Here is a 26,260-nt window from a genome sequence, read left to right as displayed (position 1 = left end):
CAAATTAACTGTACAGAGGCGTAGGTTGGTTTTCAGGCCAGCTGATATAGACAGTCTCGTCCCAAGTCGGCGGAGTAATGTTGCGCACATACCAATAAGGTGCGGGAACTTGGCTCTTAACGACACGGCCGTTGGCGAGTTTGATGTGGTAAATCGCAAAGCTGCCCAGGTAGGCAATCTCTTTGACTGTACCTTGGGCCCAGTTGTGCGCGCCTAAGTGTTCCGGTTTTTCTTTGTGTAAATCAATGTCTTCAGGGCGGATGCTGATCCAAATTTCATGGTCGTTCGGAACGCCCAAACCGTGGTCGATGCGGACGTGGTTTTCCAAGCCATCACATTTGACGATGGAGAAATCGGCGCGGTCGTCAATAACGACGCCGTCAAAAATATTGGTTTCACCGATAAATTCAGCGGTAAAGCGACTGTTAGGGTAGTCGTACACATCGCTAGGTGTGCCGACTTGGCGCAATTGGCCGTCGGACATAATGGCGATACGGGTAGCCATCGTCATCGCTTCTTCTTGGTCGTGGGTAACCATGATACAGGTTACGCCGACTTGTTCCAGCGTGTTGACCAATTCCAGTTGGGTTTGTTGGCGCAGTTTTTTATCGAGTGCACCCAAAGGTTCGTCAAGCAGCAGGATTTTCGGACGTTTTGCCAGGCTGCGCGCCAAAGCGATACGTTGTTGCTGGCCGCCGGAAAGTTGGTGCGGCTTGCGTTTGGCGTATTTGGTCATTTGCACCAGGCGCAGCATTTCTTCGACGCGGGCATCGATTTCGCCTTTAGGCATTTTGTCTTGTTTCAGACCGAAAGCAATGTTTTGCTCAACGCTCATGTGCGGGAACAGGGCATAGCTTTGGAACATCATGTTGATTGGGCGCTCGTACGGAGCAAGCTTAGTAATGTCTTGACCGTCGAGAATGATTTTGCCCTGATTTGGGCTTTCCATGCCTGCCAACATGCGCAGCAGTGTGGATTTGCCACTGCCTGAGCTGCCCAAAAGGGCGAAGATTTCGTGTTGATAGATGTCCAAGTCGATGTTATCGACAGCGTAATTGTCACCAAACTTTTTCACCAAGCCTTGGATTTGCAAATAAGGTTTGGCTGAAGACGCAGTGGTTGCGGTCATAATGGCAATACTCCAAAAAGAAAGACGAGTACCGGCAAAACGGATTTTCGAATGGGTGATAAAAAGCTGTTTGATTGCTGGCGGGAGTCGGACGGAGGCCGTCTGAAACTCTTGTAAAGCGCACGGGCAGCGTGGATAGAAAGCAGTTTAAGCCTCAGCTTTTGCTCTCGGCAAGCTCAATATTATATTAGCCTAAGCCTCATAGGGGCAATATGAAAATGCTTGTAGCGGCTGATTTGAAACAAATAGGAAAGGAAAGGCAGGCAGGGGAACAGGATAGCAAAAATGGGTAACGTTGTTTTTCTGCACAAAAGGGTTTAATTTATATTTAAATGTCTTAAAAAATAATTCAAGATAGAATAAAATACGCAAATTGCATTAATTTTAATAAAATCGTGCGGATTGCGTTTTATATCGGGCGAGGCGGTTTTACTCGGAATTAAAACTAAATCCGCTATATAAATAAAAGGGAAAACATGAGTATCAAAGAATGGCCCGAAGGGGAGCGGCCACGCGAGAAGCTCTTGGCGCACGGTGTGGCAGCGTTGAGTGATGCGGAGTTGCTGGCGATTTTGCTGCGTGTCGGGACGCGCGGTATGAGCGCGGTTGATTTAGCGCGTTATTTGTTGAGTGAGTTTGGCAGCTTGGGGAAGCTGATGAGTGCGGATGCCAAAACACTCGCTGCTTATAAGGGCATGGGCTTGGCGAGTTATACTCAATTTGCAGTGGTCAAAGAAATCGGGCGGCGGATTTTGGGTGAAGATTTGCAGGAGCAGATTGTTCTGTCAAACCCGCAATCGGTTGCGGATTATCTGCGCCTGCATCTTGGGCATGAAAAAATCGAGGTCAGCGTTGCTTTGCTGCTCAACCGTCAAAATCAATTGATTGCGGTACGGGAATTGTCGCGCGGTACGGTGGCGGAAAACACGGTTTATATCCGTGAAATCGTCAAATTGGCATTGGATGAATACGCCGACAGTTTGATTTTGGCACACAATCATCCGGGCGGTTCGGTAAGGCCGTCTGAATCTGATGTGCAGTTTACAGAGCGTTTGAAACAGGCTTTAAGTTTGGTCGATATTACGCTGTTGGACCATTTTATCGTGACGGCAAAAGAAACCTGCTCTTTGCGCGAACAGGGCTATATGTAAGGATGAATGTTCAGACGGCCTCAGTAAGATTGGTTACCTTACTGAGGCCGTCTGAAGGATTATTGCGTTACTTCATCGGATGATTCTTCTTTGTGGATGATTTCTTCCGATTTTGGCTTTTCTTTGCTCTTTTCTTTTTCTTTGTCCTTGTCTTTTTTACTGTCAGGAATGGCGGCATCAATCACAGCCCCTGTTCCTTTGACAACCAATTTCCCGGCAGTCAGGACGGTTGTAGCAGCCAAATCAACAGCTGCACCTACAACGCAGCCGTTAAGCGTCAGGCAAAGGGCAAGTGCCGGAAGCAGGCGTTTTGTGCATCTCAATGACTGCATCCGCAGTGTCCTTCGTGATGATGGCCGCATCCGAGTGCTTCTTGCCAAGCATCATCATCGCCGTCAAATTCTTCAACTTCGTCAAATTCGCCGTTTTCTACCATGCTTACCAGCTCTTCCAAGCTTTCTGCGCCTTCTACCCAAAAGCAGGGAATATCGGGTGGTGTGTCGGGGGCAAGCAGGGCGGCTTGTTGGTCGTGCCAAGCAATCCAATAGCCGTTTTGTGTTTGTACGAATACGGCATCGGGATGGATAGTTTCATTTTCGGTATTGACCAGCATTCTGTCAGCGATATCGGTTTGAAAAGGTAAGGTTTGCATGATGGTTTGAGAATGTGAGAAAAGAAAGTATTGTAACATGGCAAAAACAAACGCACCGTCTGAGTCAGGCGGTGCGTTTGTGTCTCGGCAACTTGGGTGCGGTCAGTTTAGAGTGTCGGCCGCACCGTGAATATCATTCCGTCAGGATTATTTGTCGTCGTTAGCCAAAACGAAGCGGTAAATAGCCGCGCCAACTGCTGCGCCGGCAATAGGAGCCAACCAGAACAACCACAGTTGTTCAACAGCCCAGCCGCCTTGGAACAAGGCAACGCCGGTAGAACGTGCAGGGTTGACGGAAGTATTGGTTACAGGAATGCTGATTAAGTGAATCAGGGTCAGACCCAGGCCGATGGCGATAGGGGCAAAGCCAGCCGGAGCCAGTTTGTCGGTAGAACCCATGATGATGATCAGGAAGAATGCGGTCAGTACGAATTCGATCAGCAAAGCAGCCATCATGTCGTAACCGTTAGGAGAGTGCTCGCCGAAACCGTTGCTGGCAAAGCCGGAAGCAACAGCATCAAAACCGGTTTTACCTGAAGCAATCAGATACAGAACGCCCGCAGCGGCAATCGCACCGATAACTTGGGATACGATGTAAGGCAACAGGTCTTTACCGTTGAAACGGCCGCCGATGAAAAGGCCGACGGAAACGGCAGGGTTGAAGTGGCCGCCGGAAATGTGGCCGACGGCGTAAGCCATGGTCAGTACGGTCAAACCGAATGCCAACGATACACCGGTGAAGCCAATGCCAAGCTCAGGGTAGGCTGCTGCCAAAACTGCGCTGCCGCAGCCGCCGAATACTAGCCAGAATGTGCCGAAAAATTCTGCAAAATATTTTTTCATTTGTTTTTCCTCGTAAAGGGTGGGGGTGTTGCCGAAGGCATGAATCATAATAATATTGCTTCTAATCGAAAAACGGATTTACCTGTTTTTTCCGGTCTTGACAAAAGGCCGTCTGAAAATGGTGACGAATAGATAGGGATATATCTTGCAGGTCGAATTTTGTTTATTGAGGCTGGGTTTATTTAATAGCGAGGCAAATGCCGTTAATGGAAAAGCCTTTGGTTTTGTAGATAATATTATTTACAGATTATTTATTTAATTGGAATCTCTGAACCCATTATCTGATTTAAAAAGGCCGTCTGAAAAGTTTTCAGGCGGCCTTTTATTGATGGAGATAAGTTAATCTAAATGCTCGCTGCTTTGCGCCAAGATGGTGCGGTTGCCGTTGTTTTCCGCCGGGGAAACAATACCATCGGCTTCCATTTGTTCAATCAGGCGGGCGGCGCGGTTGTAGCCGATGCGCAGTTGGCGTTGGATATTGGAAATGCTGGCCTTACGCGATTTCAAGACAACGGAAACGGCTTCGTCATACATGGGGTCGAGGTCGCTGTCGTTGCTGCGGCTGATGCCGGTAAAGTCTTCGGTGGAACCGTTGCTCAAAATATCGTCGATATAGTCGGGTGCGCCAAATTGTTTCAGGTATTCCACTACACGGTGAACTTCATTGTCGGAGGCGAATGCGCCGTGTACACGTTGCGGATAGTTGGTACCGGGTAGCTGGAACAGCATATCGCCTTGGCCGAGCAGGTTTTCCGCGCCCATTTGGTCAAGAATCGTGCGGCTGTCGATTTTGCTGGACACTTGGAAGGCAATGCGTGTCGGAATATTAGCTTTAATCAGGCCGGTAATGACATCCACGCTTGGGCGTTGGGTGGCAAGAATCAAATGGATGCCGGCTGCGCGTGCTTTTTGGGCGAGGCGGGCAATCAGTTCTTCAATTTTCTTACCGGCGGTCATCATCAGGTCGGCAAATTCATCTACGATGACTACGATAAACGGCAGTTTTTCCAATGGCTCAGGGTCTTCAGGCGTGAGGCTGAACGGGCTGCCGATTTTTTCGCCACGAGCGGCGGCTTCGGCAATTTTTTGGTTGAAGCCGGCAAGGTTGCGCACGCCCATAAAGCTCATCAGGCGGTAGCGTTTTTCCATTTCGTTGACGCACCAGTTCAGAGCGTTTGCAGCCAGTTTCATATCAGTCACGACAGGGGCGAGCAGGTGCGGAATACCTTCGTAAATGCTCAGCTCCAGCATTTTCGGGTCAATCATAATCATGCGTACGTCTTCCGGCGTTGCTTTGAAGAGCATGGACAGAATCATGGCATTCACGCCTACGGATTTACCCGAACCGGTCGTGCCGGCAACCAGCAGATGCGGCGCTTTGGCCAAGTCGGTGACGACAGGCTGGCCGGTAATATCTTGGCCGAGGGCGAGGGTCAGTTTGGATTTGGATTCGGTAAACGCAGGCGAATTGAAGATTTCGCTCAGGCGGATCATTTGGCGTTTCGGATTAGGCAATTCCAAGCCCATGCAGGTTTTGCCGGGGATGGTTTCCACCACGCGGATGGAAGCCACGCCAAGCGAGCGCGCCAAGTCTTTTTCAAGGTTCAAAACAGCACTGCCGCGCACGCCGACATCAGGCTCAATCTCGTAGCGCGTAATGACCGGGCCGGAATAGGAGTCCATCACTTTGACTTTAACTTTGAACTCGGCTAGTTTTTCTTCGATGGTAATGCTGTTTTCCAGCAGCTGTTCTTCAGTTTGCGAGGCGCTTGGGTCAAACTGCGGCGGCAGGAGCAGGGCAGTGGTCGGTAGAAGCGCATCGGTCAGTGTTGCCGAAGTTGGAATAGCTATGCTTGGCGTACTCTCTTGAACGCTTGGTTCTACGCTTTGAACAGGTGTTTCAACGACTGTCTGTGTATATTCAGACGGCCTTGCGATTGTTTCAACAGATTCAACGGGTTCAATGGTTTCAACCGCTTGAATAGCTTCTGCTTCCGGTTGTACAGGAGCTTCCGGCTCAGCATCGAATTCTGTTTCTTCGACGGCAGATTCACTGATTAAATAATCGCGGATACTGCGTTCAGGTTGGTTGCTGACATGCGCATTGACTTGCGAATCAAAAATCGGCACTTGGATTTTATGTTCAAAAGCAGGCGCTTCGGGAATATCAATCGGCGCAATCGAGGTTTGGAAAACAGGCGGCTCGGGAATATCGGTTTTAGCCATAGGGACAACCGGTACGGCAGGCGGCTCGACTACGGTTGCGTTTGGTGCGGCAGGTCGGGAGATATAAGGGGATTTTTTAACAGGTGCAGCCGTTTTCGGACGGGACGGCGTTGCCGGTGCGGCAGGTTGTGGTGCAACAGCTTCCGTAGCAGCTTGTTTACGCGCCCATCTTTCGGCGGCCGCTTCGGTATGGCGAACTTGACGGCGCAGGCTGGCAGGACGGCTGATTTGTCCCAAGTTGGCCAGAATTTCGTCATTTTCGATGGTGCGCGGAGAGTAGTCGCGCAATGGGGCGACGGCCGCGGCCAGTTTGTGGCGAGCGGCGGTACGGCGGGCAAGGTTGTCGTGAATATCTTCCGCTTGGATTTCAGAAGGAAAAGCCTGCATGGAAGTATAGGGGAGTATGGCTTCTTTTTCGGCAGTTCTTAAGGCCGTCTGAACGGTTTCGATATGCGGCGCATTGGCTTCTGCCACGCGGACATTATTGGCGCGCGCCAAGGCACGCTCGCGTGTGCGGCGTAAAATAGGGTCGTTGTAGTCGATGATTTCCATACCTGTCATCGGCAGGGATGAAGCACGCAGCAATGGGGTTTCGACTTCGTCTTTGTAAATCGGCGCATTTTTCTCAGCCAAATGCTCGTTCCATTCTTCAACCGCTGCTTCATGCAGGGAACGGGTGGCTTCTTCTAATGTGATTTCTTCAAAATTGCTGTTTTGCACCAAAGACGGGCTGTATTCGGGCGTTTCCATTTGTGCAAACGGCGTAATTTTAGGAATACGTTCCGGTTTGGCAGGTTTGCGGGTTTTAGGCGCAATTTTGATTTCTTCTTCGGTCGTTGCGATGTGTTCCGACTCTTCGGCAACTGGCTCTGCTGCGTGCTTTTCTTCTGTTTCGGCGCGTTGCATTTTATTGTGTTCGAGCGCGGAAAGCAGGCGGATGCGGGCGATTTTATGGTTGTCGGCAGTGCGTTTGTTCATGCTGAACAAACGTTTCAGGCTGTCCAGTTGGCCGGAAAAACCGACCGAGCTGTCTTCTTCGTTTATTTCTTGTTCATCGCCACTGAGTCGAGCCAATTCTTGGCGCCACTTTTGCTCTTGTTTCTGGCGCCACCAGAACAAGCCGGCTATGACAGCCAGCAGAATTAAAGCCAATATTGTCCAAAGCATGCGTCCATCCCCTTAATTAAACGGCAAAGTCCGTTATTCTAACGCTTTTTTCGGGTAAACAAAACCAGACGAAACAAGCTTTAACGGCAAAGGCAGACAGGATTGTCAAAGCTATGGCTTGAGACGCGTATAATAGGCCGTCTGAACATTTTGCGGATGAGATGATGATTTTTCAAAACGGATGGTTTCCCGTTGGTGTCGTGATGGCGGCATGGCCTGTGTTGCTGGTGATTTTTGCTTTGTGTGCAAAGCAGGCATGGGTGTCGGTATCGCAGCATCGTTCCGCTTTTTTGGTGGCTGCCGTGATGTTGCCGCTGGCTTGGAGTTTGAATGCCTCCCCGGAAAGCGGACAACTGGCCGGCATGAGCTATCATTTGCTTGCTTTAAACCTGACGGCTTTAATGCTGGGCACCTCTGCCGCTTTCTGCCTTGGCGTTTTGCTGTTTTTTCCGTATTTGTGGCTTTGGGGCGATTGGCATATGTTCCCCATCAACGCCTTGTCCGTATTGCTTCCGCCTTTGTTGGTAAACTTGGGTTTCCGCCATTGGGTGTCGCGTTTGCCTGCCAATATCTTTATCTTTATTTTTCTGAATGGTTTTTGGGCCGCGGCGGTCGGTATGGTGTTTACCGGCGTAATTTTGGTCGGTTTATTGGACTGGGCGGATGTGTTTGATACGGCGGTATTGTGGAAAACCGCGTTTCCTGTTTTCTTCTTAATCGCTTGGGCAGAGGCATTTTTGAGCGGTATTTCAACAGCCATTTTTATCGCGCTCAAGCCGCAATGGATTTGTACTTTTGATGATGGCAGATATTTGAAATCTGCGCCTAAGATTTGGCAATAAGATATGAAGGCATCTTTGTGGGGTTTTCAGACGGCCTCATGACCGGATGGCCTGTTTTTGAATTGAATTTTTAACGTGTTATGTTTGCTTATATTTTTCCCATTGTTTGCGGCGCTGCCGTCGGGGCTGTATTGCGTTGGCTGTTTGGCTTGGTGCTGGTGTCTTCGGCGCCTTTTTCTATTAGTACATTGGCGGCAAACTGGCTGGGAGCGTTGCTGATCGGCGTATTGGCAGAACTCTTAACTGATCCGCAATGGCGTTTGCTTTGGATTACCGGCTTTCTCGGCAGCTTGACCACATTTTCAGGTTTTTCAGTGGAGATGGTGGGTTTGATGCAGGCGCAACGTTGGAGTATGGCTTTGATGGCAACCTGTCTGCATATTTTCGGTTCGTTTGGTTTGACGGCGCTGGGGATTAAATTGGCGCAGATTTGGAAGTAAACTGCTGTTTTTTATTTGAAATATAAAGCCAAATGCCGTCTGAAAATCTGTTTTCAGACGGCATTTGGCTTTATCAATTAGGGTTGTACATAGCTTTTTGTACGCGCTAAATCGGTAATCAACAGCGGATTGTCTTTGCGCATCATATCGATCAGCTTTTGGCAACGTTTGGTTGTTGGATCTTGCCAGAGCCAGTCAAGCTCGGGCTGGGTAAGGCCGACTATCTGCAGAAATTGAACTTCGCCGTTTGGCGTTTTGATAGCGGGCAGCTTGGGGTCTGGTGCGAAGGCTACGCCGACGATGGCGGTTTCTGTATCCATTCGGATAGGGCCGTTAGTTGAAGTAAAGTGGTAGGCTTCAAACCAGTTGCCGCTTTCAAAAACGTAACGGCCAAGGTTATTCATCATATTGACTGCCCAATAAGGCTCGTGTTTGGTGTTGTAGTCGGAATCTGGATCCTGATCGTAAGGGGGAGTGCGGAAGGTAAATTCAAATCCCCATTTACTGTAATCTGCACCGGCAAGTTCTGGATTAAAGTAAAGTTCGCTCATGCCGTAGGAAACAATATGGCGATGGAAGGTTTGCTCTTCGCAATCAAAAATGTCGCTATTGTCCAGTGGATCGGTGCCTCCCAACCAATATTTGATTATAGGACCATAGGAGCGTGGTTTGACATCACCATAAAGTGCTTTAAGCGCAGTATCGATGGCTTCCCAGCCGACAGCCTGATCTTCTTTAAAAGTTTGGCGGTATTCTTGTTCGTTCATTGTCTGTTTCCGTGTTGTTGATGATTGGCTTGTAAATTAATTGGCGTATTTCTTTTAGAATGTGTTGTTTCTAAAAATAAAGCGATTTAAATATGACATCTTATTTGCTTTTTTAATCAATGCCAATAGGCAAACAGACGGTTTCTTGACAATAGATTTTGCCGGACTCGCTTAAATGCGCCGGTTTGTAGGCGGCAAAGGTGTAGGTCAGGTCTGCGCGGAATGTATCGGGATCGGCTTCGGCGGTGTCGCAGTTGAGGCCGGTGGGGATATCAAGGGCGACTTTCAGGCCGTCTGAATGATTGAGTTGGCGGCAGAGGGCGGCGATTTCGGTTGGAAGTGCGCCGCTGAAGCCTGTGCCGAATATGCCTTCGATAATGATGTCGTAACCGTTTTTTAGACGGCCTTCCAGTTCTTGTACGGATATCAATTCAATATGGGGCAAACCGTTGAGGCGTTCTCGATTGGTTTGAGCCAAGGGGGAGAGGTTTTCTCCGAGTGAAAACAGAATATCGATGTGCCAACCTTGCGCCTGCATATATCTTGCCATGACTAAGCCGTCGCCGCCGTTGTTGCCTTTGCCGCAAACGATCAGGGCGCATCCGGCTTGAGGGTGACGCTGCATGAGGTCTTGGGCGGCAGAGCTGCCGGCGTTTTCCATCAGTTGGTCGAAGCTCGTGCCTTTATCGACGGCTGCTTGCTCGCGTTCGCGCATTTGGGCGGCGGTATAGACTTTCATGATCGGCTCTCTTTGCAGGAAGTTATTGGTCGGCGGTATTCATCAGGCGCAAGGCTTTCAGACGGCCTATTTCTTTTTGATATTCCACCAGCCCGATAAATGTGCCGTCTCGGCTGTACACACGGATAGGCTGCTCGGCGGAAATGTCGTCGCTGAACTGAGGACGTTGGCCGTGTTTAAGCATGGTAACGGCGTAGTCGTTTAGCTCCAGTTTGGGGAAATGTTGCACCAAGACATCGCAAGGCAGCAGCAGGGCATCGCGTTCGGCTTCGTCCAGTTCTGCCAAGGCCTCGAGCGTGTGGCTTTGGGCAATGGTAAATCCGGCGGTTTCGGTACGGCGCAGGGCGGTCAGGTGTGCGAATGTGCCGATGTGTTTGGCGATGTCTTCGCTGAGGGTACGGATATAAGTGCCCTTGCTGCAGCGTACGTCTATCATGGCTTTGGGTGCATCAAATTCAGTGATATTAATGGAGTAAATCGTAATATCGCGCGCTTTGCGTTCGATAACGATGCCTTTGCGTGCGTATTCGTACAGCGGCTTGCCTTCGTGTTTGAGGGCGGAAAACATGGGTGGAACTTGGCGGATATCGCCCGTTAAGGCTTGGCAGGCCGTCTGAAATTCGGACAATGAAATATCGGCGCGTGCGGTGGCGATGATTTCGCCTTCGGCATCGCCCGTGCTGCTGGCTTCGCCCAATTTCAGCGTGGCTGTATAGGCTTTGTCGGCATCAATCAGATATTGGGCGAACTTGGTCGCTTCGCCGAAACAAACAGGCAAAAGCCCCGTGGCCAAAGGATCGAGTACGCCGGTATGCCCGGCTTTTTCGGCACGGAACAAGCGCCGCGCTTTTTGCAGGGCGGTGTTGCTGGAAAGGCCTTCAGGTTTGTCGAGGAGAAGAACGCCGTTGACCGGGCGTTTGGTGGGTTTATTGGTCATATTAATTAGGGAATATTAATGTTCAGGCCGTCTGAAAGGATTCAGACGGCCTGTGTGTTTTAATCAATCAGTCTTCAACCGGTTTTTCCGCCGCCACTTGGTCGATCAGGCTGGAAATGCTCATGCCACGTTCGAGTGATTCGTCGTATTTGAAGTGCAACTCGGGCGTTTTGAAGAGTTTGATGCGTTTGGCCAATTCGCTGCGCAAATGGCCTTTGGCGTGTTCCAAAGCTTCTTCGGTAATGTCACGTGTGCTGTCGTCGAGGACGGTATAGAACACGGTTGCGTGGCTGTAATCGCGGGTTACTTCGACTTCGTTGATGGTGATGAAGCCTGCGCGCGGATCTTTCAGGCCGGTTCGGACGAGTTCGGCAAGCTCGCGCATGATTTGTTCTTTGACACGGTCTTGGCGGGCGTAGCCGCGTTGGGGTTTTCTCATGGTTTTCCTTGATGTATGGCAGGCTGTCGTTTTCAGATGGCCTGCGGTTTGGATTTTGAAAAGCTGCCTATTATAACGGAGCGCGGTTTATTGTGCTTGAACCGAGAAAGGCATATCGATTTTTTGCCATTGCGCGCTTTCGTAGTCCAGCGCATCGGCGATGAGGGGGTGTTGCTCCAGCCATTGGGCGTTGATGCGCAAGATGAAGCTGTGGTTGTTTTCATCGATGCGAAGCTGGGTTTGCGGCGGCAAATCAAGCGGCAGGCGCGAACGGCAGAAGAGGGCGGCCAGGCGCAGGGATAATACGGCACACCACATGATTTCGTTGTTGCCGATAATGTCTGCCATTTTCTTGAGGTCGCCGCGATGGCCGATAACCAGTTGCGCCAAAATGGTTTGCTCTTTGCGTGAGAAGCCCGGCATATCGGCGTTTTCGAGAATGTAGGCGGAGTGTTTGTGATAACCGGTATGGGCAATATCCAAGCCGATTTCATGCAGACGGCCTGCGCGGCTGAGGTATTGGTTCCACAGGGCAAGCTCTTGAACGGTTACGTTTTTGGCGTGGCACAGGCTGTTCATAAAGGCTTGCGCGGTATCGGCAACGCGTTTGGCTTGGTTGAGGCTGACGTGGTAACGTTTTTGGAACTCTGCCGTTGTCTGTTCGCGCATATCGACATTGAGGCTGCGGCCGATTAAGTCGTAGAACACGCCGTCGCGGAGGGCGGCTTCGGTAACGGTCATTTTGGTCAGCGAGAGTTCTTCAAAAGCGGCCATCATCACGGCCAATCCGCCTGCAAAAACTTCGATGCGTTCAGGTTTGAGGTTTTCAAATTTGGCTTTTTTAACCGAACCGGCTTCGATAATCCTATCGGCAAGATAACGCATGCCTTGGGCGGTAATGTCGGCTTCTTGCGGCAATTCGGCTGCCAAAACGTCGCGTATGGATTTTGCCGAACCGGACGTGCCGATGGCGAAATCCCAGCCGGTACGCTTCATCATTTTGCTGATGCGCTGAATTTCGATACGCGCGGCGGAAACGGCGGCTTGGAAATCTTTGGCGGTCACTTTGTTTTGGAAGAAGCGCATGCTGTACGTTACGCAGCCTAAAGGCAGGCTTTCTGTGGTCAGCGGTTGCAAATCCGAGCCGATGACAAATTCGGTCGAGCCGCCGCCAATGTCGATAACCAGCATTTTGTCGCCTTTGGGCGGCAGGGTATGCACTACGCCGGTGTAAATCAGACGCGCTTCTTCACGGCCGGCGATGACTTCGATGGGGAAACCCAGCGCCGCTTCGGCACGGGGTAGGAATTGGGCAATGTTTTTGGCGACGCGGAAAGTATTGGTTGCCACCACGCGCACGTTTTCAGGTTGGAATCCGCGCAGGCGTTCGCCGAATTTTGCCAAACATTCCAAGGCTTGTTCTTGAGAGGCTTCGCTCAGGTTTTTTTGTTCGTCCAAGCCGGCGGCAAAGCGAACCATTTGTTTGAACGAGTCGATGACTTTCAGCTGGCCGTTGTTGTTTTCACAAATTTGCAGGCGGAAACTGTTGGAACCCAAGTCGACGGAGGCTAAAACGTTGGCGGGAGTGGTGGTCATAAAAAATACCGGTTGATTAGAAAAACCTAAATGTTACTTGAGGCGGTATCACTTGACAATAAAAGGAATACAGCTCTTTGATTCTGCTCATAGATGTATTTTATAATGCTGATTTTAAGCCAATATATCAAAGGCCGTCTGAACTTTTCAGACGGCCTAAAAAGAGAAAACACATGAAATCGGAAAACCAAGATTCCTTATTTTTATCGCGCCGCCGTCTATTGCAAGTCGGAGGAGCCATGCTTTTGACACCTGCGACCGCATGGGCGGGGGCGCAACGTGAAGAAACGCTGGCCGATGATGTGGCTTCCGTGATGCGCAGTTCGATCAATAGTGCCAGCCCTGCGCGGCTGGTGTTTGCCGATTCAAGGGAAGGGGAGCGTTGGTTGGCGGCGATGTCTTCCCGATTGGCACGCTTTATTCCCGATGAGGGCGAGCGCCGCCGTTTGTTGATTAATATCCAATATGAAAGCAGTCGCGCCGGACTCAACACCCAAGTGATTTTGGGTTTGATTGAAGTGGAAAGTGCGTTTCGCCAATATGCCATCAGCGGCGTGGGTGCGCGCGGTTTGATGCAAGTGATGCCGTTTTGGAAAAATTATATCGGCAATCCGTCGCACAATCTTTTCGACATCCGCACCAATCTGCGCTACGGCTGCACCATTCTTCGCCATTACAATAATATCGAAAAAGGCAATATTGTCCGCGCGTTGGCAAGGTTTAACGGCAGCCTGGGCAGTAACAAATATCCAAATGCCGTGTTAGGCGCGTGGCGAAATAGATGGCAGTGGGGTTGATTCTGGATAAATGGGATAGGGTAGATGTTGCGTGATGTTGGTTTTCAGTTGAAACCGTTTTATACCGAGGAAGTAGGTTTGCGATAAACAGCTTGCGATTTGACCCCATGCAATTCCTTTGAATCCTGTATAATCAGAAAATCTGTTAATTCACACTTTCAGACGGCCTTTCGTAAACTTAAGGCCGTCTGAAACATTATTTATGGCAAGAGATAACCGCATTCAAATGTTTCCGCACGAGTGGCGTGCCAGTACCACACTTTCCGGCGTTTACGCACTGCGTATGTTGGGGATGTTTTTGGTGTTGCCTGTTTTGGCGATGTATGCCGCTTCGTTGCCCGGCGCAGAAAACAATAAAGCGCTGGTCGGCATGGCAATGGGTATTTACGGGCTGACACAGGCTTTGCTGCAGCTGCCTTTGGGCATGGCTTCTGATAAGTTCGGCCGTAAAAAAGTGATTTATGCCGGCTTGATTGTGTTTGCGGCGGGTAGTTTTTTGGCCGCAGTTGCCGACAGTCTGCAGATGTTGGTTGCCGCGCGTGCCATTCAAGGCGCGGGTGCCGTCAGTGCGGCGGTAACGGCTTTGCTGGCGGATTTGACCCGTAATGAAGTGCGGACGCGTGCGATGGCGATGATCGGCCTGAGTATCGGCTTGACCTTCTCCGTCAGCCTGGTGCTTGCGCCGATGATTGCCAGCTTTATCGGCGTATCCGGTCTGTTTGCGCTGACCGGTATTTTGACTGTAATCAGTATCGGCGTAGTTGCCTGGATGACGCCTGATCCTGAAGTGTCAAAAATGCACGAAGACACGCAGGCGCAGCCTTCGCGTATGGGCGAGGTATTGAAAAACCGCCAACTGCTCAATCTCGACTTCGGTATTTTTGCCTTGCATGCGGCGCAAATGGCTTTATTTACCGCGTTGCCGTTTGCCATGACGCAGTTGGGTTTGGAAAAAATCCATCACTGGCAAGTCTATCTGCCGTCAACCATTACCGGCCTGATTATTATGGTGCCGCTGATTATCGTCGGCGAAACGCGCAACAAACTCAAACAAGTGTTTATCCTTGGTATCGTCTGCATTGCCGCGGCGCAAATCGGTTTGCTGTTTGGAATGCACTCGGTATGGTTTATTACCGCTTATCTGATTGTTTACTTTATTGGTTTCAATGTATTGGAAGCCAGCCTGCCGTCTATGGTATCGAAAATCGCTCCGTCCGATTTGAAAGGCACGGCGATGGGCGTGTATAACACCATGCAGTCGGTCGGCTTGTTTGTCGGCGGCGCAACCGGTGGTTTATTGTTCCAAAAATACGGTTTTGTAGGCGTATTTGCCTTTTGTAGCGTATTGATGTTGCTGTGGCTGGTATTGGCAGTCATTTCGCCGGCACCAAAACCTGTCAAAAACCTCAGCTATCCGCTTAACGCCGAATGGCAACAAAATCTGGATTTGCTCTACCAAAAATTGACCGAAATTGAAGGCGTTGAAAGCATCAGCTTTAGCGCAGACAAGCAAACCATTTATATCAAGGCCTTGCAAAAAGGATTCGACCAAGAGGCCGCCGAAAAAATCATCACAGGAGTGTAAAATGTCATTGAATAAAGTTATCCTCATCGGCCGCCTCGGCCGCGACCCGGAAGTCCGCTATATGCCCAACGGCGAGGCCGTCTGTAACTTCAGCGTTGCCACCAGCGAAACGTGGAACGATCGCAACGGTCAACGCGTAGAACGTACCGAATGGCACAACATCACCATGTACCGCAAACTTGCCGAAATCGCCGGTCAATACCTGCGTAAGGGCAGCCAAGTGTACCTGGAAGGCCGTATCCAAAGCCGCAAATACCAAGGCAAAGATGGCATCGAGCGCACCGCTTACGACATTATCGCCAACGAAATGAAAATGCTCGGCGGCCGCAACGACAACAGCGGCGGCGCACCATACGATGACGGCTACAACCAAGGCGGTCATTCAAGCCAAAGCAGTTACCAACAAGCGCCACAGCAGCAATACCAATCAGCCCCGGCGCAAGAACCCCCAGCCGCCCCAGCCCGTCGTCCTGCCCCGGCACAACCGACCGCTCCGGTTGATGATATCGACGACGATATTCCCTTCTGAATTCTATATACTTGAATTTTGTAAAAAATAAATCATTAAAACCCAGAGAAACCTTATATAGCAAGGTTTCTCTTTTTTTACATTAATTTTGACACAATATCTTTAATTTGATAGTATTTATATATGAAATTTTTGTAAATTAAATAGATATGTATAGACTAGAAACAGTCCTTTTTTCAAATGGAGAACGTTTTCCTCTATTGGTTAATGAGAAAACTGGTATTCCTGATTTTTATTCTACCTTATGGGTAACTGTAGAACTACGTAATCAATCCGCAGTAAACACAATTAGAAATAAACTGGGAACTATACAATGGATAATGAATTGGGAAAAACGGAATAATCTTGTTATTAGTAATCTAATTCATAACAAAGTACTCTTAACAGAAAGCCAATTAGAATCCCTTATTCGACATATGAGAATAAATGTAAAAAAGCAAAAGAATGTAATCAATACAAAAAAAAGTGTGTTAATGAAAGGCGGGAGTCAATTTATTGATATTTATTCTTCAGTATCTCTTAGTCATCAATATAATAGACTAACAACGCTTTCAGAATACATATTATTTCTATCTAAAGTAATTAATGTATCTAACGAATATATCGAAAAATTGACGAAACTAATTAAGTTAATTAAAGAGTCAAGACCTAAAAATCATAAACCATTATCCATAGAAAGTGAGCTACCTGATGGAGTGTTAGATGAGTTTATGTCTATTGCGAACTTTTCTAATCCTAATAATCCATTTCAAGATATTGGAATCAGAAAAAGAAACCATTTAATGTTTATCTTATTAAAGGAATTAGGGATTAGAAGAGGAGAACTATTATCAATTCAAATCCCTTTTATTGATATAGGAACAGTTAAATCCTCAATCACAATTAGACGAACGCATGATGATAAATTTGACACAAGAAAGAAACAAGCTGTAAGTAAAACGAAAGAGAGACGTCTTCCTATTTCGCAGAAAATAGCTCAACTTATTGATGATTACATTATGAATTATCGTTCTAAAATTCCACAGGCAAATACACATCCATATTTATTTGTTACTCATCGAAAAGGAAAAACTCAAGGATGTCCAATTAGTACAAGTTCTTTTGATAATGTTATTGTACCAGCAATGAAAAAAGTAGATCCTAAGTTCTCTATCATTCACCCACATATTTTCCGTCATGAATGGAACTTAGATTTTTCACGAAAGGTGGATGAAAATAATCAAAATGTAAATCATGATTCTTCTCATAAAGATTTTATTTCTCCCGAAAAAGAAGCAAAGATGAGACAACATCTTATGGGACATACATCAGAAAAATCCGGGAATGTTTATAATCAACGTTATATTAGAGAAAAAGCAAACAAAATATTATTAGATCTTCAAATTGAGTTCCAAAAAAAAGTTGATAATTATGAGTCAGAATAAACGTTTTAGACAGTCAAGAGATGGGTATGCATTTGATGAAAATGAAAACTTTTGGCGTATAGGCAAAGACAAAACAATTAACTTTTCTCAACCCATATTAAATATAAATAAAAAAACATTAGACGGGTTTAGAAAAACATTAGCAATATATGCCGAAAAATACTCAAGTTATCACGTATCTCACATGTATCAACAGTTTCAACGATTAGTAATTTCAACTAATTTAGAAATAATTAATGTGTCAATAATCTTGGATTGGAAAAATAAACTAGGAAAAGAGCATGAATGGTATTTAGGAGCATTAAAGGGTTTTTTACTGTCATGGCATGAGTATGGCTATTATGGAGTTGATAAATCTGTTGTGTCGTTGCTAGAAAGCTTTACGTTGACTGGAAATGATAAAGGTAAATCGGTCATAATGAGATGCCCTTATACAGGAGCATTTACCGAAAATGAAATTTTGGCTTTAATGGCTGAACTAGCTAGACTTTGGAGAGAAGATCTTATTTCATTTGAAACATACGCATATATTCACTTACTTCAAGCTACAGCTAGAAGACCCATTCAAATACGCCATTTAAAATTTGAAGACCTAAGAAAGGAAATCTCTCAAGGAACATGGAATTATTTTCTACATATCCCTAGTGCAAAAAAAGAGGAGGATTATTTAGAGAAACGCTTAAAAAACTTGCTATCACAGAGGACTTATATTTAATTCTCCTAAACTTTATAGAATATCAATATAAGAAATTGCTTAGTCTGGTTGATGAAACCTTTATTTCTGGTTATAAAATGAAATTACCAGTGTTTATTGATTGGAGTTGTTTGAAGAAGAATATCAAAAATAGGAATTTTGATCTTTCATTATTAAACAAAGATATTTTTCATTATTCAGCTTCTTCATTGGAGCAAAATACATTACGAAAATTCTGTATACATCAAAAAGCTGTTTCAGAGCGAACAGGTGAAATCATTCATGTTAATGCAAGACGTTTTCGTCATACAAGGGGAACGAATCTAGGAAGAAAAGGAGTTGGAGCAACGATTATAGCAGAACTCCTAGATCACACAGATACACAGAACGTCAAAGTCTATACTGAAAATACAGCTGATACAGTGCAATACATTGATCGTGTTATAGGTGCTGAAATGGGAAAACTCGCTCAAGCCTTTACAGGTAAAATTATTTCTAACTTAAATGAAAGTGAGAGAGGGTACGATCCAACATCTTTAATAACCAATAACGGAATAGATACGATAGGTGCTTGTGGAACAAATGATTTTTGTATAACTGGCTATGAAACTTGTTATTTATGTCCTAAGTTTAGACCACTCATTGATGGCCCTCATCAACAAATCTTAAATAAGTTGTATGAAGAAAAGGAAGAACGTTTAAAACAAACTAAAAGTATAGATTATGCATCATCCAAAGATCGTATTATTTTAGCTGTTGAATATGTTGTTCAAGCTTGCAATGATATGAAAAGAACTATGGGAAGCCACTGATTATGAACAATCTAATTTTCACTCCAAAAGATAATAATCCTAAATCTAATTTAGAGCAATTTATTAATTTCAGTAAAAATCAGCTTACTATCTTTGGAAATGATTGCTGGGAAAACAACCAATGGAAAACAACATTCAGCATTTATCCAGTTCAGGTTCGTTTTTCCACAGAAAGAATTAAATCTACAGCTTATAAATATGAGCCATTAGCTGCACCATTCATTGAATTTGCCAAAGCCTATATTCGTTATACTTATTCTCTAAATCCCATTCGTAATTTAGCCAGACATATTGAATCTTTACGTATAGTTGAAATGGCTCTCTATAATATTAAAGGAAAGGCTGACATACTTCAGCTTGATTATTTAGTTATTCATGAAGTAGAAAATATCGTATCAAAAAAATATAAAAAAGGTACGGAATCAGTCAATAAATTAGGTTATCAAATTCAAAAATTATTTGATTTTTGTAGAGAAAATCGAATTACTCCTCAACTACCTTTATGGGAAAATCCATATAAACGTCCTAGAGATTTGACTATATTGCTAGATGAAAAAGGAAAAGAATACCGTTCAAGTAAAATGCCAACTGATGAAGAAATGATGCTGGTTGCTAAACTCTTTCATGATGCTCCCAATTTAGACAAAGAAACTGAATATTATACAGCTGTTATGGCTCTACTTATGGTCGCTCCATCTCGTTGTTCTGAGTTGATGTCTTTATCTGTCAATTGCTTAGAATGGGAGGATGATAGCTTGGGAAATAAGCAATTAGGTATTCGATGGATACCAGCAAAAAATGGTAAAGAGGGATTAAAGTGGGTTCCTAGCTGTATGCAAGATATTGTTGTTGAAGCGGTTAAGCGTTTAACAAATATAAGCTCCTTGGCAAGAGAAGCAGCTAAATTTGCAGAAGAAAATCCTAATATATTGATGTTATTTGATAAAGATCTTGCAACAGCCCATTCTTTATACAAAAAGCATTTGACTAAAAGTCAAATTGCTGAAGTGTTAGATATTGATTCCAAAAATAGCTGTAATACTAAATGGTTTAAAAATTTAATAAGTGAAAACTATGGAATTATAACTTATGAGATACTAGGGAAATTTTTGTATAAGAAATACACATCAAAATTTAATAATTGGCCTTATGTTGATAAACATAAAAGCGTGAAGGTTTCTGAGGCTTTGTTATTATTCAGAGAAAATGAATTTCATGATGATTTTTCCCCTAAACGTTTTTCTTTTGTGTTACCAACAGTGAACCAAATTAATGATAGATTTTGCTATTCAGAAACTCGTCCTAAAACATCATTATGGGAAAAACATTGTATAGGTACATCTAAAGGAGAATTTATAAGATTGCCATCACACAATGCAAGACATTGGTTAAGCACAAAAGCTGAACGAGGTGGAATGGATGAGTTAACTTTAGCTAACTGGGCAGGAAGAGCTAGAGTTGCAGATAACAAAGCTTATGATCACAGAACAGAAGAAGAAAAAAGCGAGTTGGCTCGAGATTTACTCATTTCGGAGGATATTTCAATATTAGATAAAATTCATTTAAATCTTCCTGTTACCTATGAAGACTTAGGAAAAGACAGAATCGGAATAGCAACCGTAACAGAAATAGGCATTTGCGAACACGATTATGCGATGTCTCCATGTTCTCGTCACGGTGATTGTGAAACATGTAAAGAGCTTGTTTGTATTAAGGGTTTAGAGTCTTCTTTAGGAATTTTAAAACAGCGCGAGATTCAACTAACAGAGCAATTAAGTAAAGCGAAAGAACACCATAGAATAGGTGTTTTTGGAGCAGATCGTTGGATAAGTAACCTAGGATGGAGATTAACACATATAAAAACTAAAATTAAGTTCTTAGAAAATAGTGAAATCCCAAATGGATCATTATTAAGAATTCCTGATGAGTACGACCCTTCTCCAGTTAAATTAGCTTTACAGGAAAAGGGAATGGATATAGATCTTCAAAAGCCTGAAACAGCTAGATTAGACGATGATTTATATAGACTAATGGAGTTATAGTATGCCAAAAATTCTTGTTACAGAAGAAAATTTAGAAGATATCATCATGATGATTAAGACTTGGGAAGATAAACTAACATGGGATTTACTTTGTTCTAAAGTTTCAGAATTATTGAATATTAAAAGCATTGAAAGACAATCGCTAGCTAATTACCCAGATATACAGGAAGCATTTAGCAAACAAAAACAAAAGCTTAAAGAAAAGGCAAAAGCTAATCCAGAACCGAATGTAACAATGGATTATCTGCAAAAGCAAGTTAAGAATTTAAAAGCTCAAGTACAACGTTTGGAAGAAATTAATGAGCGATATAAACAGCAATTTATTGTATGGCAATATAATGCATATATGCATGGTATGACAGAAGATAAGCTAAATAAGCCACTTATTGCAGTTAATAGACAGCATCGGTAATCAAATGGTCTTTTTGCAAAAAATTATCCTTTTCTTCTTGGAATTCTATCCTCCAATGTTACTGACGTCAATTTAGTTAATTTCGGGGCTAACCATTCTAATGGGTCGTCCATTAAGGAATAAACCACGGGCACGAACACTAGGCTCAACAAAGTTGAGGCGATTAAACCGCAGAGAATGTTGTTACTGTCGGCGCTCTAAATGCCGCACCTGCACCGCAGGTAAACACAGCGCCATTCTTGCTACCATCGCAATAGTGGTCATTAAAATCGAGCAGACGCGTTCCAAGCCTGATTGAATTAAGGCTTGATAGCGTGTCAGTCCTTGTTAGCGTTGTTCAACCACGAAGAATTCCACTAGTAAAACGGAGTTTTTAGTTACAATGCTCATTAACATCAAAATTCCGATGACAGAGTGCGTTTAAAGTGGCTATAGTGTGAATATAAACTCGACTATTGGTTTTTATATTTCCCTTCATAAAATACAGGTGGAATAGCTATTTCATTAAAAAATTCCAAAGCCTCGGAGTTTCCAAGTGCAACTTTTGAGGACCGGCTAGCATTTCCTTTAAGGATTTGTTTTGCCTTATTGGTGGCATCATCTAATCCAACATAGGGGGCTGAGCTGTGAGTTAAGTTTTCATCAATAACAACAAAATTATCCTTAATTCTGTGTTTGACCAACTGATTCATAAATAATTGTTGAGAACTGAGCGTAATATCAATAATGTTAGGAGCGGCTTTTCTAATATCTCCTTCCCCCCAGTCGGTCCAGCCACCTTTTTTATTGGTCTTTGGATTGATGGTTTTCTTAGATGATAATGTACCAATAGACAAGATTCTGACTTGATTTATAGGGTGTTTAAAAAAGATTTCAGCTTCGTGTAATCCAACCAAACTTGGGCTATTGGCAAACAATCCACCATCAATATATTCATTTTCTCCAATACGATGGCGTTTAAAATAAGTTGGTGCTGCCGAAGTTGCTAATGCCACATCAACAATCTTCTGTCTCCAATCTTGCTTAAATTTATCGTGATGAGCTGTTTTAAATGTAACAGGGAAGCCCGTTGTATAATCCACAGCAGGAATAACTACCGGATGTTTTAAATCACCAATTAAAGCATCATCAAACCAGTCGACTAAAATATTTTTTAAAATGGCTGAATTATATTTTGCCTTAAATATGCCAATCCAAGATTGTTTCTTAAAAATTTCTTGACCTTTATTATCAAATATTTTGGCAATTTCTTCAGCAGGAATTTCATAAGCCAATGCCAGTGCAATAATGCCACCAATCGAGGTGCCTGTAATTAAATTAAAATAATTAGCAATGCAATCGCTTGAATTTTGAGATTTTAAATGGTTTTCCAATTCTTTTAAAACTTCGGCTGTATATAAACCACGATAACCACCGCCAGATAATGACAGTATTTTAAAATCAGATTGATTTTGCATGTTTTTCTCCACAATAAGGACAGTTTTCATCTGCCATAATTACCATATCATTAATTTTTTCATCTTGATATTCAGAGTTGTAACGAGTTTGGTAATTATTTTTGACCATATCAGTTTCTAGCCATTCTAATATCATATTAATACCTAATGAACTTGCCATCATTCCACCAGATACAGCATAGGGTGTAAATGCTGAACAAGCACCAAATCGTTGTTCTTTGTTTAAATCTCTAATTGGTAAAGTATTTTCAGACAGACCATTACCAGATGTTCCTAAGCATTGAATACAACCGCCTTGATGATTTTGTAATTTAGCATCACGCCAAAAGCCTTGTACACATTCGCCATTACCAAAAATCCATAAATGTAATAAATTGGGGCGAAATTTTAATGGAATTTGTTGCACCAATTCATTGAGATATTCTTGCACTTCGATACTGCCTGTAGCATCGATAATTAAATCTACTGGATTATCCACAAAATATTGAAAGCTATAATTACCAATATTATCAAACTTGGTATTTAATTGTTTTAGTTGATTAAAAGCTTGCTTTTGTGCATATCCTTTAAATGCTTTAGATTTACTTTCACCAATATATTCCATACCTAATAAATGTCGCCCAACATTATCAACACTAAAAATGTCATTATCAATGATAGTAAATTCATCATCAATACCAGCACCGATTTTGATTAAGGAATCTGCAATATATCCACCAACAGCCCCTAATCCAACTTGAAAAACCTTTTTACCCAATAAACCATTTTGTGATTTTGATGGCAAATTTCTTAAAATACTAGCTTTAAAATCAATTAAGTTCACCGTATAAAAAACTACCTTTTGAGTCAAATATTGCTTATCAAGAAAATTTTTTAATACTTTATGTTGGTAATCATTCCATTCAAATGACAAGCCCATTAACTTATTTTCCCAATTTATCAAAATATTAATTGGTTCTTTCTTGTGTTTTTTATTGATATGATTTAGGTGTTCTTCTAATTTTTTGTAAGCGCAACTATCCCATTTTTGTATAAAATCTAAAAATGACTGAACAGTAACTTTACCATTTTTAAACAACTCTGAAAAATTTGGATTGTTTGAGTCATTGGTTTGCAAAACAAAAATATCATTTTTATTTTTTACGTCTAAAAAATTATATTTCTCTTCATTTTTAATAATGTACCAAGAATGCTTTTTATCATTGGTCAAATTACTCAATACAATAATCACTCCCAAGAAATCTTCTGAGTATTCTTGAATATATTGGCTTTTATCCAGCAATTTAGCAAAAAAAATTATCAAATATTGCTCAATTGTTAAAATAAATTTACTAAGTTCATTTCTTTGTATGGTTTGACTGTTTTCCATAAAATAGCAAATATAATACAACTGATTATCTAAATAAGAGATTTGTCTTTTTTGTAAATGCGGGATAGGTTGGGTAATATGTGGAAAAGCTTCTTGCAAGAGCAATAGTTGCTTTTCTGTTATATAGATTTTAGGGAACTCTAACAATGTTGAATTAGGAAAAATCAAAAAATATTCAATTTTTGTATCTCCTACAAGAATTTCTTTTTTATAACAAATGCTTTCATGATTTAATTGGCTATGTTTTAAATCATGAAATGAAATTGGCTCATATTGGTGATAAGATAATTTTTCAATGATTTTATTGCGGTGACTCATCGTTTTTTTAACATTAATTTTAAAAATACATTATTAATACGAATGCTTAACCAATCGTTGCAATGGGCTTCACTACTACAAATCCAAAATAAGTGAATATTTTTATCATAGTAGCTATTTGGGGGCAGTTTATCCCAACTTTCCAAATCGGTTTGGGATGGTTTTGGATGGATTTCTGGGTGTGTATGCCATTCACCTAAATAATGCCATTGATAATTGGATTGTTTATTTAATTTTTTCAATAAATTAAAATTATAACCAGCTGATTTTTGTGTACGAATACATAAAAAACGACTGAGTTTATCAAATGGTGTAGGCGTAGTAATCGCTTTAACCCAAAAAGCATTTTCCCACACCAATCCAACAATCAGACCTAGAGATTCAGGCTGCCTACCTTGCAGCTTTTGCCGATAAGCAGTTAATTGAGAGATAATGTGGTTGTCTATACGCACAACAAAATCACCATCAACTGCTTGCCATTCTGTATAACCCATCAGCCTTGTCTTAATGGGACTTGTTGAGTGATGTTTGATTGCGCTAATGGTGGTGTATCAAAAATGGATTGTGGAGAAGTTTCAATCAAATTTTCATCTTGTGGTATTCTATCACCCCATTCATTTGTGATGAAATTTAAGACTTTGGTTTTATCCGAATTATTTAAACTTGCCATAAAACTTTGATAGAGTGCATCAGCATATTGGCTGGCTTTAACTCTTTCATACTCTTCCATACGGTTAAAATCTTCACTTTCGTGTTCTTCAATGTTTTCATAAACATTGTCATTCAAAGCATTTGGCAATTTTTCTAAAACTGATAATAGTGCTAAGTCATCACGATATTGGTAATATTTATAATGCTTGCAGGCGATAATCATCAATAAAATAGAGCTTGGCTGAAAAGATTTATCTGCAAATTGCCAATCACGCCACGCCTTTAAATAACGGCAAATTGCTCGCAATTGCTGACCGTTATTTTCCAAAGACTTTAATTTATCGGCAAACCATTTACGAATCAGTTCGCAGTCGCTTTCTTGCCAAGTACCATCTCGCCTTGCCATATGAATCATTCGAATATTTTTATCCATTAAAGATTCTTCAGCAAATGATCTGATATTAAAATCTTCAAATGCCCACTCAGAATAATTTAAACTTTCATCAATAGCAGTCGTAGTGCCCAACGACACTTGTAATTCATTACGTTCTTCTAAACTGTCAAACATATCATCAGGAACAGCATAAAGAGGAATGTCCATATGGGCATTACTTCTGATTTTAATGCGAATACATGATGATGGTGCAGAAGTATCTAACTGCCATTTGTGTTGATAACATAAATCTTCCATCATCAATTCTACTTGCTCAAAGTAATTTTGGGCTTGTTCACTTGCACCAGCATCAGGATTAAAGCCTTCAAATGCACGAACAGGCAAATATACCCCATAATCAAAATCCATTTCTTGATCCTGTTTGGCCGGCAAATTGCAAGTGCCATACGCCCACGATCCTTGAATGCGAAATTTTGGGGCAATATTAGCAATTCCTTGTTGCTCCAAAAATTCCTTGATTTTGGTCTTTAAGTGGCTTTTAACATCTTTTTTAACCTGATTAAAAAAGTTTAAGTCCTGTTCTGTTGGGGTAATCTTTTTCTTAAAACCAATCTTTTGGTCTACAAAGACACGATGAAGGTTGTTTGTATAATCGCTCATATTTCACCTCTAAATAAAATAACGTACTGTATATGGGGTTATCAGTAATAAATTTCAAGTCAATTTGACACTTGATTTATATTTTTGTAAAAAACACTGTTTTCCTAAGAGGTGTTTCCTTATCATTATTGAGTATTTAATAATGTTACTGTCGAATTATGTGAAGGCCAATGATCGTTTGTATTTCA

General features: G+C 43.2%; 25 protein-coding genes. 11 read left to right on the top strand and 14 right to left on the bottom strand.

Annotation, left to right across the window (positions count from 1 at the left end):
* Window positions 1-4: 4 nt before the first annotated feature.
* Window positions 5-1,129, bottom strand: a complete 1,125-nt coding sequence (locus O3681_RS03780) for an ABC transporter ATP-binding protein (RefSeq protein ID WP_063076462.1) — start codon at window positions 1,127-1,129, stop codon at window positions 5-7.
* 476 nt (window positions 1,130-1,605) lie between these two features.
* Here O3681_RS03780 and radC point away from each other — a divergent pair, with 476 nt between their 5' ends.
* Window positions 1,606-2,280: a DNA repair protein RadC gene (radC, locus tag O3681_RS03775; RefSeq protein WP_371459323.1), complete on the top strand. Its 675-nt coding sequence runs from the start codon at window positions 1,606-1,608 to the stop codon at window positions 2,278-2,280.
* Window positions 2,281-2,339: 59 nt separating this feature from the next.
* Here radC and O3681_RS03770 read toward each other — a convergent pair whose 3' ends face one another.
* The 4 genes from O3681_RS03770 to O3681_RS03755 form a co-directional block, all read right to left on the bottom strand.
* Window positions 2,340-2,612: an NF038104 family lipoprotein gene (locus tag O3681_RS03770; protein ID WP_371459322.1), complete on the bottom strand. Its 273-nt coding sequence runs from the start codon at window positions 2,610-2,612 to the stop codon at window positions 2,340-2,342.
* Window positions 2,600-2,932 carry a hypothetical protein gene (locus tag O3681_RS03765; protein ID WP_003685466.1) on the bottom strand — a complete coding sequence of 111 codons (333 nt, stop codon included), beginning with the start codon at window positions 2,930-2,932 and terminating at the stop codon, window positions 2,600-2,602. Before O3681_RS03765 ends, O3681_RS03770 begins: the two co-directional genes overlap by 13 nt.
* A gap of 147 nt (window positions 2,933-3,079) precedes the next feature.
* Window positions 3,080-3,775: an aquaporin Z gene (gene aqpZ, locus O3681_RS03760; protein WP_371459321.1), complete on the bottom strand. Its 696-nt coding sequence runs from the start codon at window positions 3,773-3,775 to the stop codon at window positions 3,080-3,082.
* Window positions 3,776-4,114: 339 nt separating this feature from the next.
* Window positions 4,115-7,168 (bottom strand): DNA translocase FtsK, encoded by a 3,054-nt coding sequence (locus O3681_RS03755; RefSeq protein WP_371459320.1) that lies wholly within the window; start codon window positions 7,166-7,168, stop codon window positions 4,115-4,117.
* 164 nt (window positions 7,169-7,332) lie between these two features.
* Between O3681_RS03755 and O3681_RS03750 the strand changes: the two genes are divergently transcribed.
* Entirely contained in the window at window positions 7,333-8,010 is a 678-nt protein-coding gene (locus O3681_RS03750; protein WP_371459473.1) for an energy-coupling factor ABC transporter permease, read from the top strand.
* 80 nt (window positions 8,011-8,090) lie between these two features.
* On the top strand, window positions 8,091-8,450 hold the full coding sequence (locus O3681_RS03745) for a CrcB family protein (protein WP_371459319.1): 360 nt from the start codon (window positions 8,091-8,093) through the stop codon (window positions 8,448-8,450).
* A 77-nt stretch (window positions 8,451-8,527) separates the two neighbouring features.
* On the opposite strand, the gene O3681_RS03740 is transcribed toward O3681_RS03745, so the two are convergent.
* The 5 genes from O3681_RS03740 to ppx all read right to left on the bottom strand — a co-directional run bounded on the left by O3681_RS03740 (window position 8,528) and on the right by ppx (window position 12,928).
* On the bottom strand, window positions 8,528-9,217 hold the full coding sequence (locus O3681_RS03740; RefSeq protein WP_371459318.1) for a suppressor of fused domain protein: 690 nt from the start codon (window positions 9,215-9,217) through the stop codon (window positions 8,528-8,530).
* A 112-nt stretch (window positions 9,218-9,329) separates the two neighbouring features.
* Complete coding sequence (locus O3681_RS03735) at window positions 9,330-9,956, bottom strand: NAD(P)H-hydrate epimerase (protein ID WP_371459317.1); 627 nt, start codon at window positions 9,954-9,956, stop codon at window positions 9,330-9,332.
* Window positions 9,957-9,978: 22 nt separating this feature from the next.
* Complete coding sequence (gene truB / locus O3681_RS03730) at window positions 9,979-10,893, bottom strand: tRNA pseudouridine(55) synthase TruB (RefSeq protein WP_371459316.1); 915 nt, start codon at window positions 10,891-10,893, stop codon at window positions 9,979-9,981.
* A 67-nt stretch (window positions 10,894-10,960) separates the two neighbouring features.
* Complete coding sequence (rbfA, locus tag O3681_RS03725) at window positions 10,961-11,332, bottom strand: 30S ribosome-binding factor RbfA (protein WP_003685554.1); 372 nt, start codon at window positions 11,330-11,332, stop codon at window positions 10,961-10,963.
* 87 nt (window positions 11,333-11,419) lie between these two features.
* Window positions 11,420-12,928, bottom strand: a complete 1,509-nt coding sequence (gene ppx, locus O3681_RS03720) for an exopolyphosphatase (RefSeq protein ID WP_004520779.1) — start codon at window positions 12,926-12,928, stop codon at window positions 11,420-11,422.
* A gap of 173 nt (window positions 12,929-13,101) precedes the next feature.
* On the opposite strand from ppx, the gene O3681_RS03715 reads away from it, so the two are divergent.
* The 8 genes from O3681_RS03715 (at window position 13,102) to O3681_RS03680 (ending at window position 21,223) form a co-directional block, all read left to right on the top strand.
* Complete coding sequence (locus O3681_RS03715) at window positions 13,102-13,725, top strand: lytic transglycosylase domain-containing protein (protein ID WP_070583298.1); 624 nt, start codon at window positions 13,102-13,104, stop codon at window positions 13,723-13,725.
* A 202-nt stretch (window positions 13,726-13,927) separates the two neighbouring features.
* Entirely contained in the window at window positions 13,928-15,310 is a 1,383-nt protein-coding gene (locus tag O3681_RS03710; protein WP_371459315.1) for an MFS transporter, read from the top strand.
* Between the two features lies 1 nt (window position 15,311).
* Window positions 15,312-15,839 (top strand): single-stranded DNA-binding protein, encoded by a 528-nt coding sequence (locus tag O3681_RS03705; RefSeq protein ID WP_049332709.1) that lies wholly within the window; start codon window positions 15,312-15,314, stop codon window positions 15,837-15,839.
* Window positions 15,840-15,988: 149 nt separating this feature from the next.
* Entirely contained in the window at window positions 15,989-17,263 is a 1,275-nt protein-coding gene (locus O3681_RS03700; RefSeq protein WP_371459314.1) for a tyrosine-type recombinase/integrase, read from the top strand.
* Complete coding sequence (locus tag O3681_RS03695; protein WP_371459313.1) at window positions 17,250-17,978, top strand: integrase; 729 nt, start codon at window positions 17,250-17,252, stop codon at window positions 17,976-17,978. Before O3681_RS03700 ends, O3681_RS03695 begins: the two co-directional genes overlap by 14 nt.
* 77 nt (window positions 17,979-18,055) lie before the next feature.
* Window positions 18,056-18,769 (top strand): tyrosine-type recombinase/integrase, encoded by a 714-nt coding sequence (locus tag O3681_RS03690; RefSeq protein WP_371459312.1) that lies wholly within the window; start codon window positions 18,056-18,058, stop codon window positions 18,767-18,769.
* Between the two features lie 2 nt (window positions 18,770-18,771).
* Window positions 18,772-20,811: an integrase gene (locus O3681_RS03685; protein ID WP_371459311.1), complete on the top strand. Its 2,040-nt coding sequence runs from the start codon at window positions 18,772-18,774 to the stop codon at window positions 20,809-20,811.
* 1 nt (window position 20,812) lies between these two features.
* A complete protein-coding gene (locus tag O3681_RS03680) occupies window positions 20,813-21,223 on the top strand; it encodes a hypothetical protein (RefSeq protein WP_188213594.1) in 411 nt (136 codons plus the stop codon).
* Between the two features lie 452 nt (window positions 21,224-21,675).
* Here O3681_RS03680 and O3681_RS03675 read toward each other — a convergent pair whose 3' ends face one another.
* Genes O3681_RS03675 through O3681_RS03660 form a run of 4 tightly spaced genes read right to left on the bottom strand, consistent with a single transcriptional unit; the run spans window position 21,676 to window position 26,072 of the window.
* Window positions 21,676-22,680, bottom strand: a complete 1,005-nt coding sequence (locus tag O3681_RS03675) for a CBASS cGAMP-activated phospholipase (RefSeq protein ID WP_371459310.1) — start codon at window positions 22,678-22,680, stop codon at window positions 21,676-21,678.
* Window positions 22,664-24,367, bottom strand: a complete 1,704-nt coding sequence (locus tag O3681_RS03670) for a ThiF family adenylyltransferase (RefSeq protein WP_282822677.1) — start codon at window positions 24,365-24,367, stop codon at window positions 22,664-22,666. Before O3681_RS03670 ends, O3681_RS03675 begins: the two co-directional genes overlap by 17 nt.
* Window positions 24,364-24,861, bottom strand: coding sequence for a Mov34/MPN/PAD-1 family protein (locus tag O3681_RS03665; RefSeq protein ID WP_371459309.1), 498 nt, complete (start codon window positions 24,859-24,861; stop codon window positions 24,364-24,366). The genes O3681_RS03670 and O3681_RS03665 overlap by 4 nt, the downstream gene beginning before the upstream one ends.
* Window positions 24,861-26,072 carry a cyclic GMP-AMP synthase DncV-like nucleotidyltransferase gene (locus tag O3681_RS03660; RefSeq protein WP_188213364.1) on the bottom strand — a complete coding sequence of 404 codons (1,212 nt, stop codon included), beginning with the start codon at window positions 26,070-26,072 and terminating at the stop codon, window positions 24,861-24,863. Before O3681_RS03660 ends, O3681_RS03665 begins: the two co-directional genes overlap by 1 nt.
* Window positions 26,073-26,260 lie beyond the last annotated feature (188 nt).

This window comes from Neisseria sp. 27098_8_158, assembly GCF_041433145.1.
GTDB classification, from domain to species: domain Bacteria; phylum Pseudomonadota; class Gammaproteobacteria; order Burkholderiales; family Neisseriaceae; genus Neisseria; species Neisseria subflava_E.
The sequence above is the reverse complement of the archived record's forward strand: the minus strand, read 5'-3'. Positions and strand labels throughout refer to the sequence as shown.

Bases quoted from the DNA above. Each gene is read 5' to 3' on its own strand.
- O3681_RS03675 (WP_371459310.1), bottom strand. From the start codon at position 22,680: ATGCAAAATCAATCTGATTTTAAAATACTGTCATTATCTGGCGGTGGT.
- ppx (WP_004520779.1), bottom strand. From the start codon at position 12,928: ATGACCACCACTCCCGCCAACGTTTTAGCCTCCGTCGACTTGGGTTCC.
- O3681_RS03665 (WP_371459309.1), bottom strand. From the start codon at position 24,861: ATGGGTTATACAGAATGGCAAGCAGTTGATGGTGATTTTGTTGTGCGT.
- O3681_RS03690 (WP_371459312.1), top strand. From the start codon at position 18,056: ATGAAATTACCAGTGTTTATTGATTGGAGTTGTTTGAAGAAGAATATC.
- radC (WP_371459323.1), top strand. From the start codon at position 1,606: ATGAGTATCAAAGAATGGCCCGAAGGGGAGCGGCCACGCGAGAAGCTC.
- O3681_RS03780 (WP_063076462.1), bottom strand. From the start codon at position 1,129: ATGACCGCAACCACTGCGTCTTCAGCCAAACCTTATTTGCAAATCCAA.
- O3681_RS03770 (WP_371459322.1), bottom strand. From the start codon at position 2,612: ATGCAGTCATTGAGATGCACAAAACGCCTGCTTCCGGCACTTGCCCTT.
- O3681_RS03700 (WP_371459314.1), top strand. From the start codon at position 15,989: ATGTATAGACTAGAAACAGTCCTTTTTTCAAATGGAGAACGTTTTCCT.
- truB (WP_371459316.1), bottom strand. From the start codon at position 10,893: ATGACCAATAAACCCACCAAACGCCCGGTCAACGGCGTTCTTCTCCTC.
- O3681_RS03755 (WP_371459320.1), bottom strand. From the start codon at position 7,168: ATGCTTTGGACAATATTGGCTTTAATTCTGCTGGCTGTCATAGCCGGC.
- O3681_RS03705 (WP_049332709.1), top strand. From the start codon at position 15,312: ATGTCATTGAATAAAGTTATCCTCATCGGCCGCCTCGGCCGCGACCCG.
- O3681_RS03765 (WP_003685466.1), bottom strand. From the start codon at position 2,932: ATGCAAACCTTACCTTTTCAAACCGATATCGCTGACAGAATGCTGGTC.
- O3681_RS03660 (WP_188213364.1), bottom strand. From the start codon at position 26,072: ATGAGCGATTATACAAACAACCTTCATCGTGTCTTTGTAGACCAAAAG.
- O3681_RS03685 (WP_371459311.1), top strand. From the start codon at position 18,772: ATGAACAATCTAATTTTCACTCCAAAAGATAATAATCCTAAATCTAAT.
- O3681_RS03740 (WP_371459318.1), bottom strand. From the start codon at position 9,217: ATGAACGAACAAGAATACCGCCAAACTTTTAAAGAAGATCAGGCTGTC.
- O3681_RS03735 (WP_371459317.1), bottom strand. From the start codon at position 9,956: ATGAAAGTCTATACCGCCGCCCAAATGCGCGAACGCGAGCAAGCAGCC.
- O3681_RS03715 (WP_070583298.1), top strand. From the start codon at position 13,102: ATGAAATCGGAAAACCAAGATTCCTTATTTTTATCGCGCCGCCGTCTA.
- O3681_RS03670 (WP_282822677.1), bottom strand. From the start codon at position 24,367: ATGAGTCACCGCAATAAAATCATTGAAAAATTATCTTATCACCAATAT.
- rbfA (WP_003685554.1), bottom strand. From the start codon at position 11,332: ATGAGAAAACCCCAACGCGGCTACGCCCGCCAAGACCGTGTCAAAGAA.
- O3681_RS03710 (WP_371459315.1), top strand. From the start codon at position 13,928: ATGGCAAGAGATAACCGCATTCAAATGTTTCCGCACGAGTGGCGTGCC.
- O3681_RS03695 (WP_371459313.1), top strand. From the start codon at position 17,250: ATGAGTCAGAATAAACGTTTTAGACAGTCAAGAGATGGGTATGCATTT.
- O3681_RS03680 (WP_188213594.1), top strand. From the start codon at position 20,813: ATGCCAAAAATTCTTGTTACAGAAGAAAATTTAGAAGATATCATCATG.
- O3681_RS03750 (WP_371459473.1), top strand. From the start codon at position 7,333: ATGATTTTTCAAAACGGATGGTTTCCCGTTGGTGTCGTGATGGCGGCA.
- O3681_RS03745 (WP_371459319.1), top strand. From the start codon at position 8,091: ATGTTTGCTTATATTTTTCCCATTGTTTGCGGCGCTGCCGTCGGGGCT.
- aqpZ (WP_371459321.1), bottom strand. From the start codon at position 3,775: ATGAAAAAATATTTTGCAGAATTTTTCGGCACATTCTGGCTAGTATTC.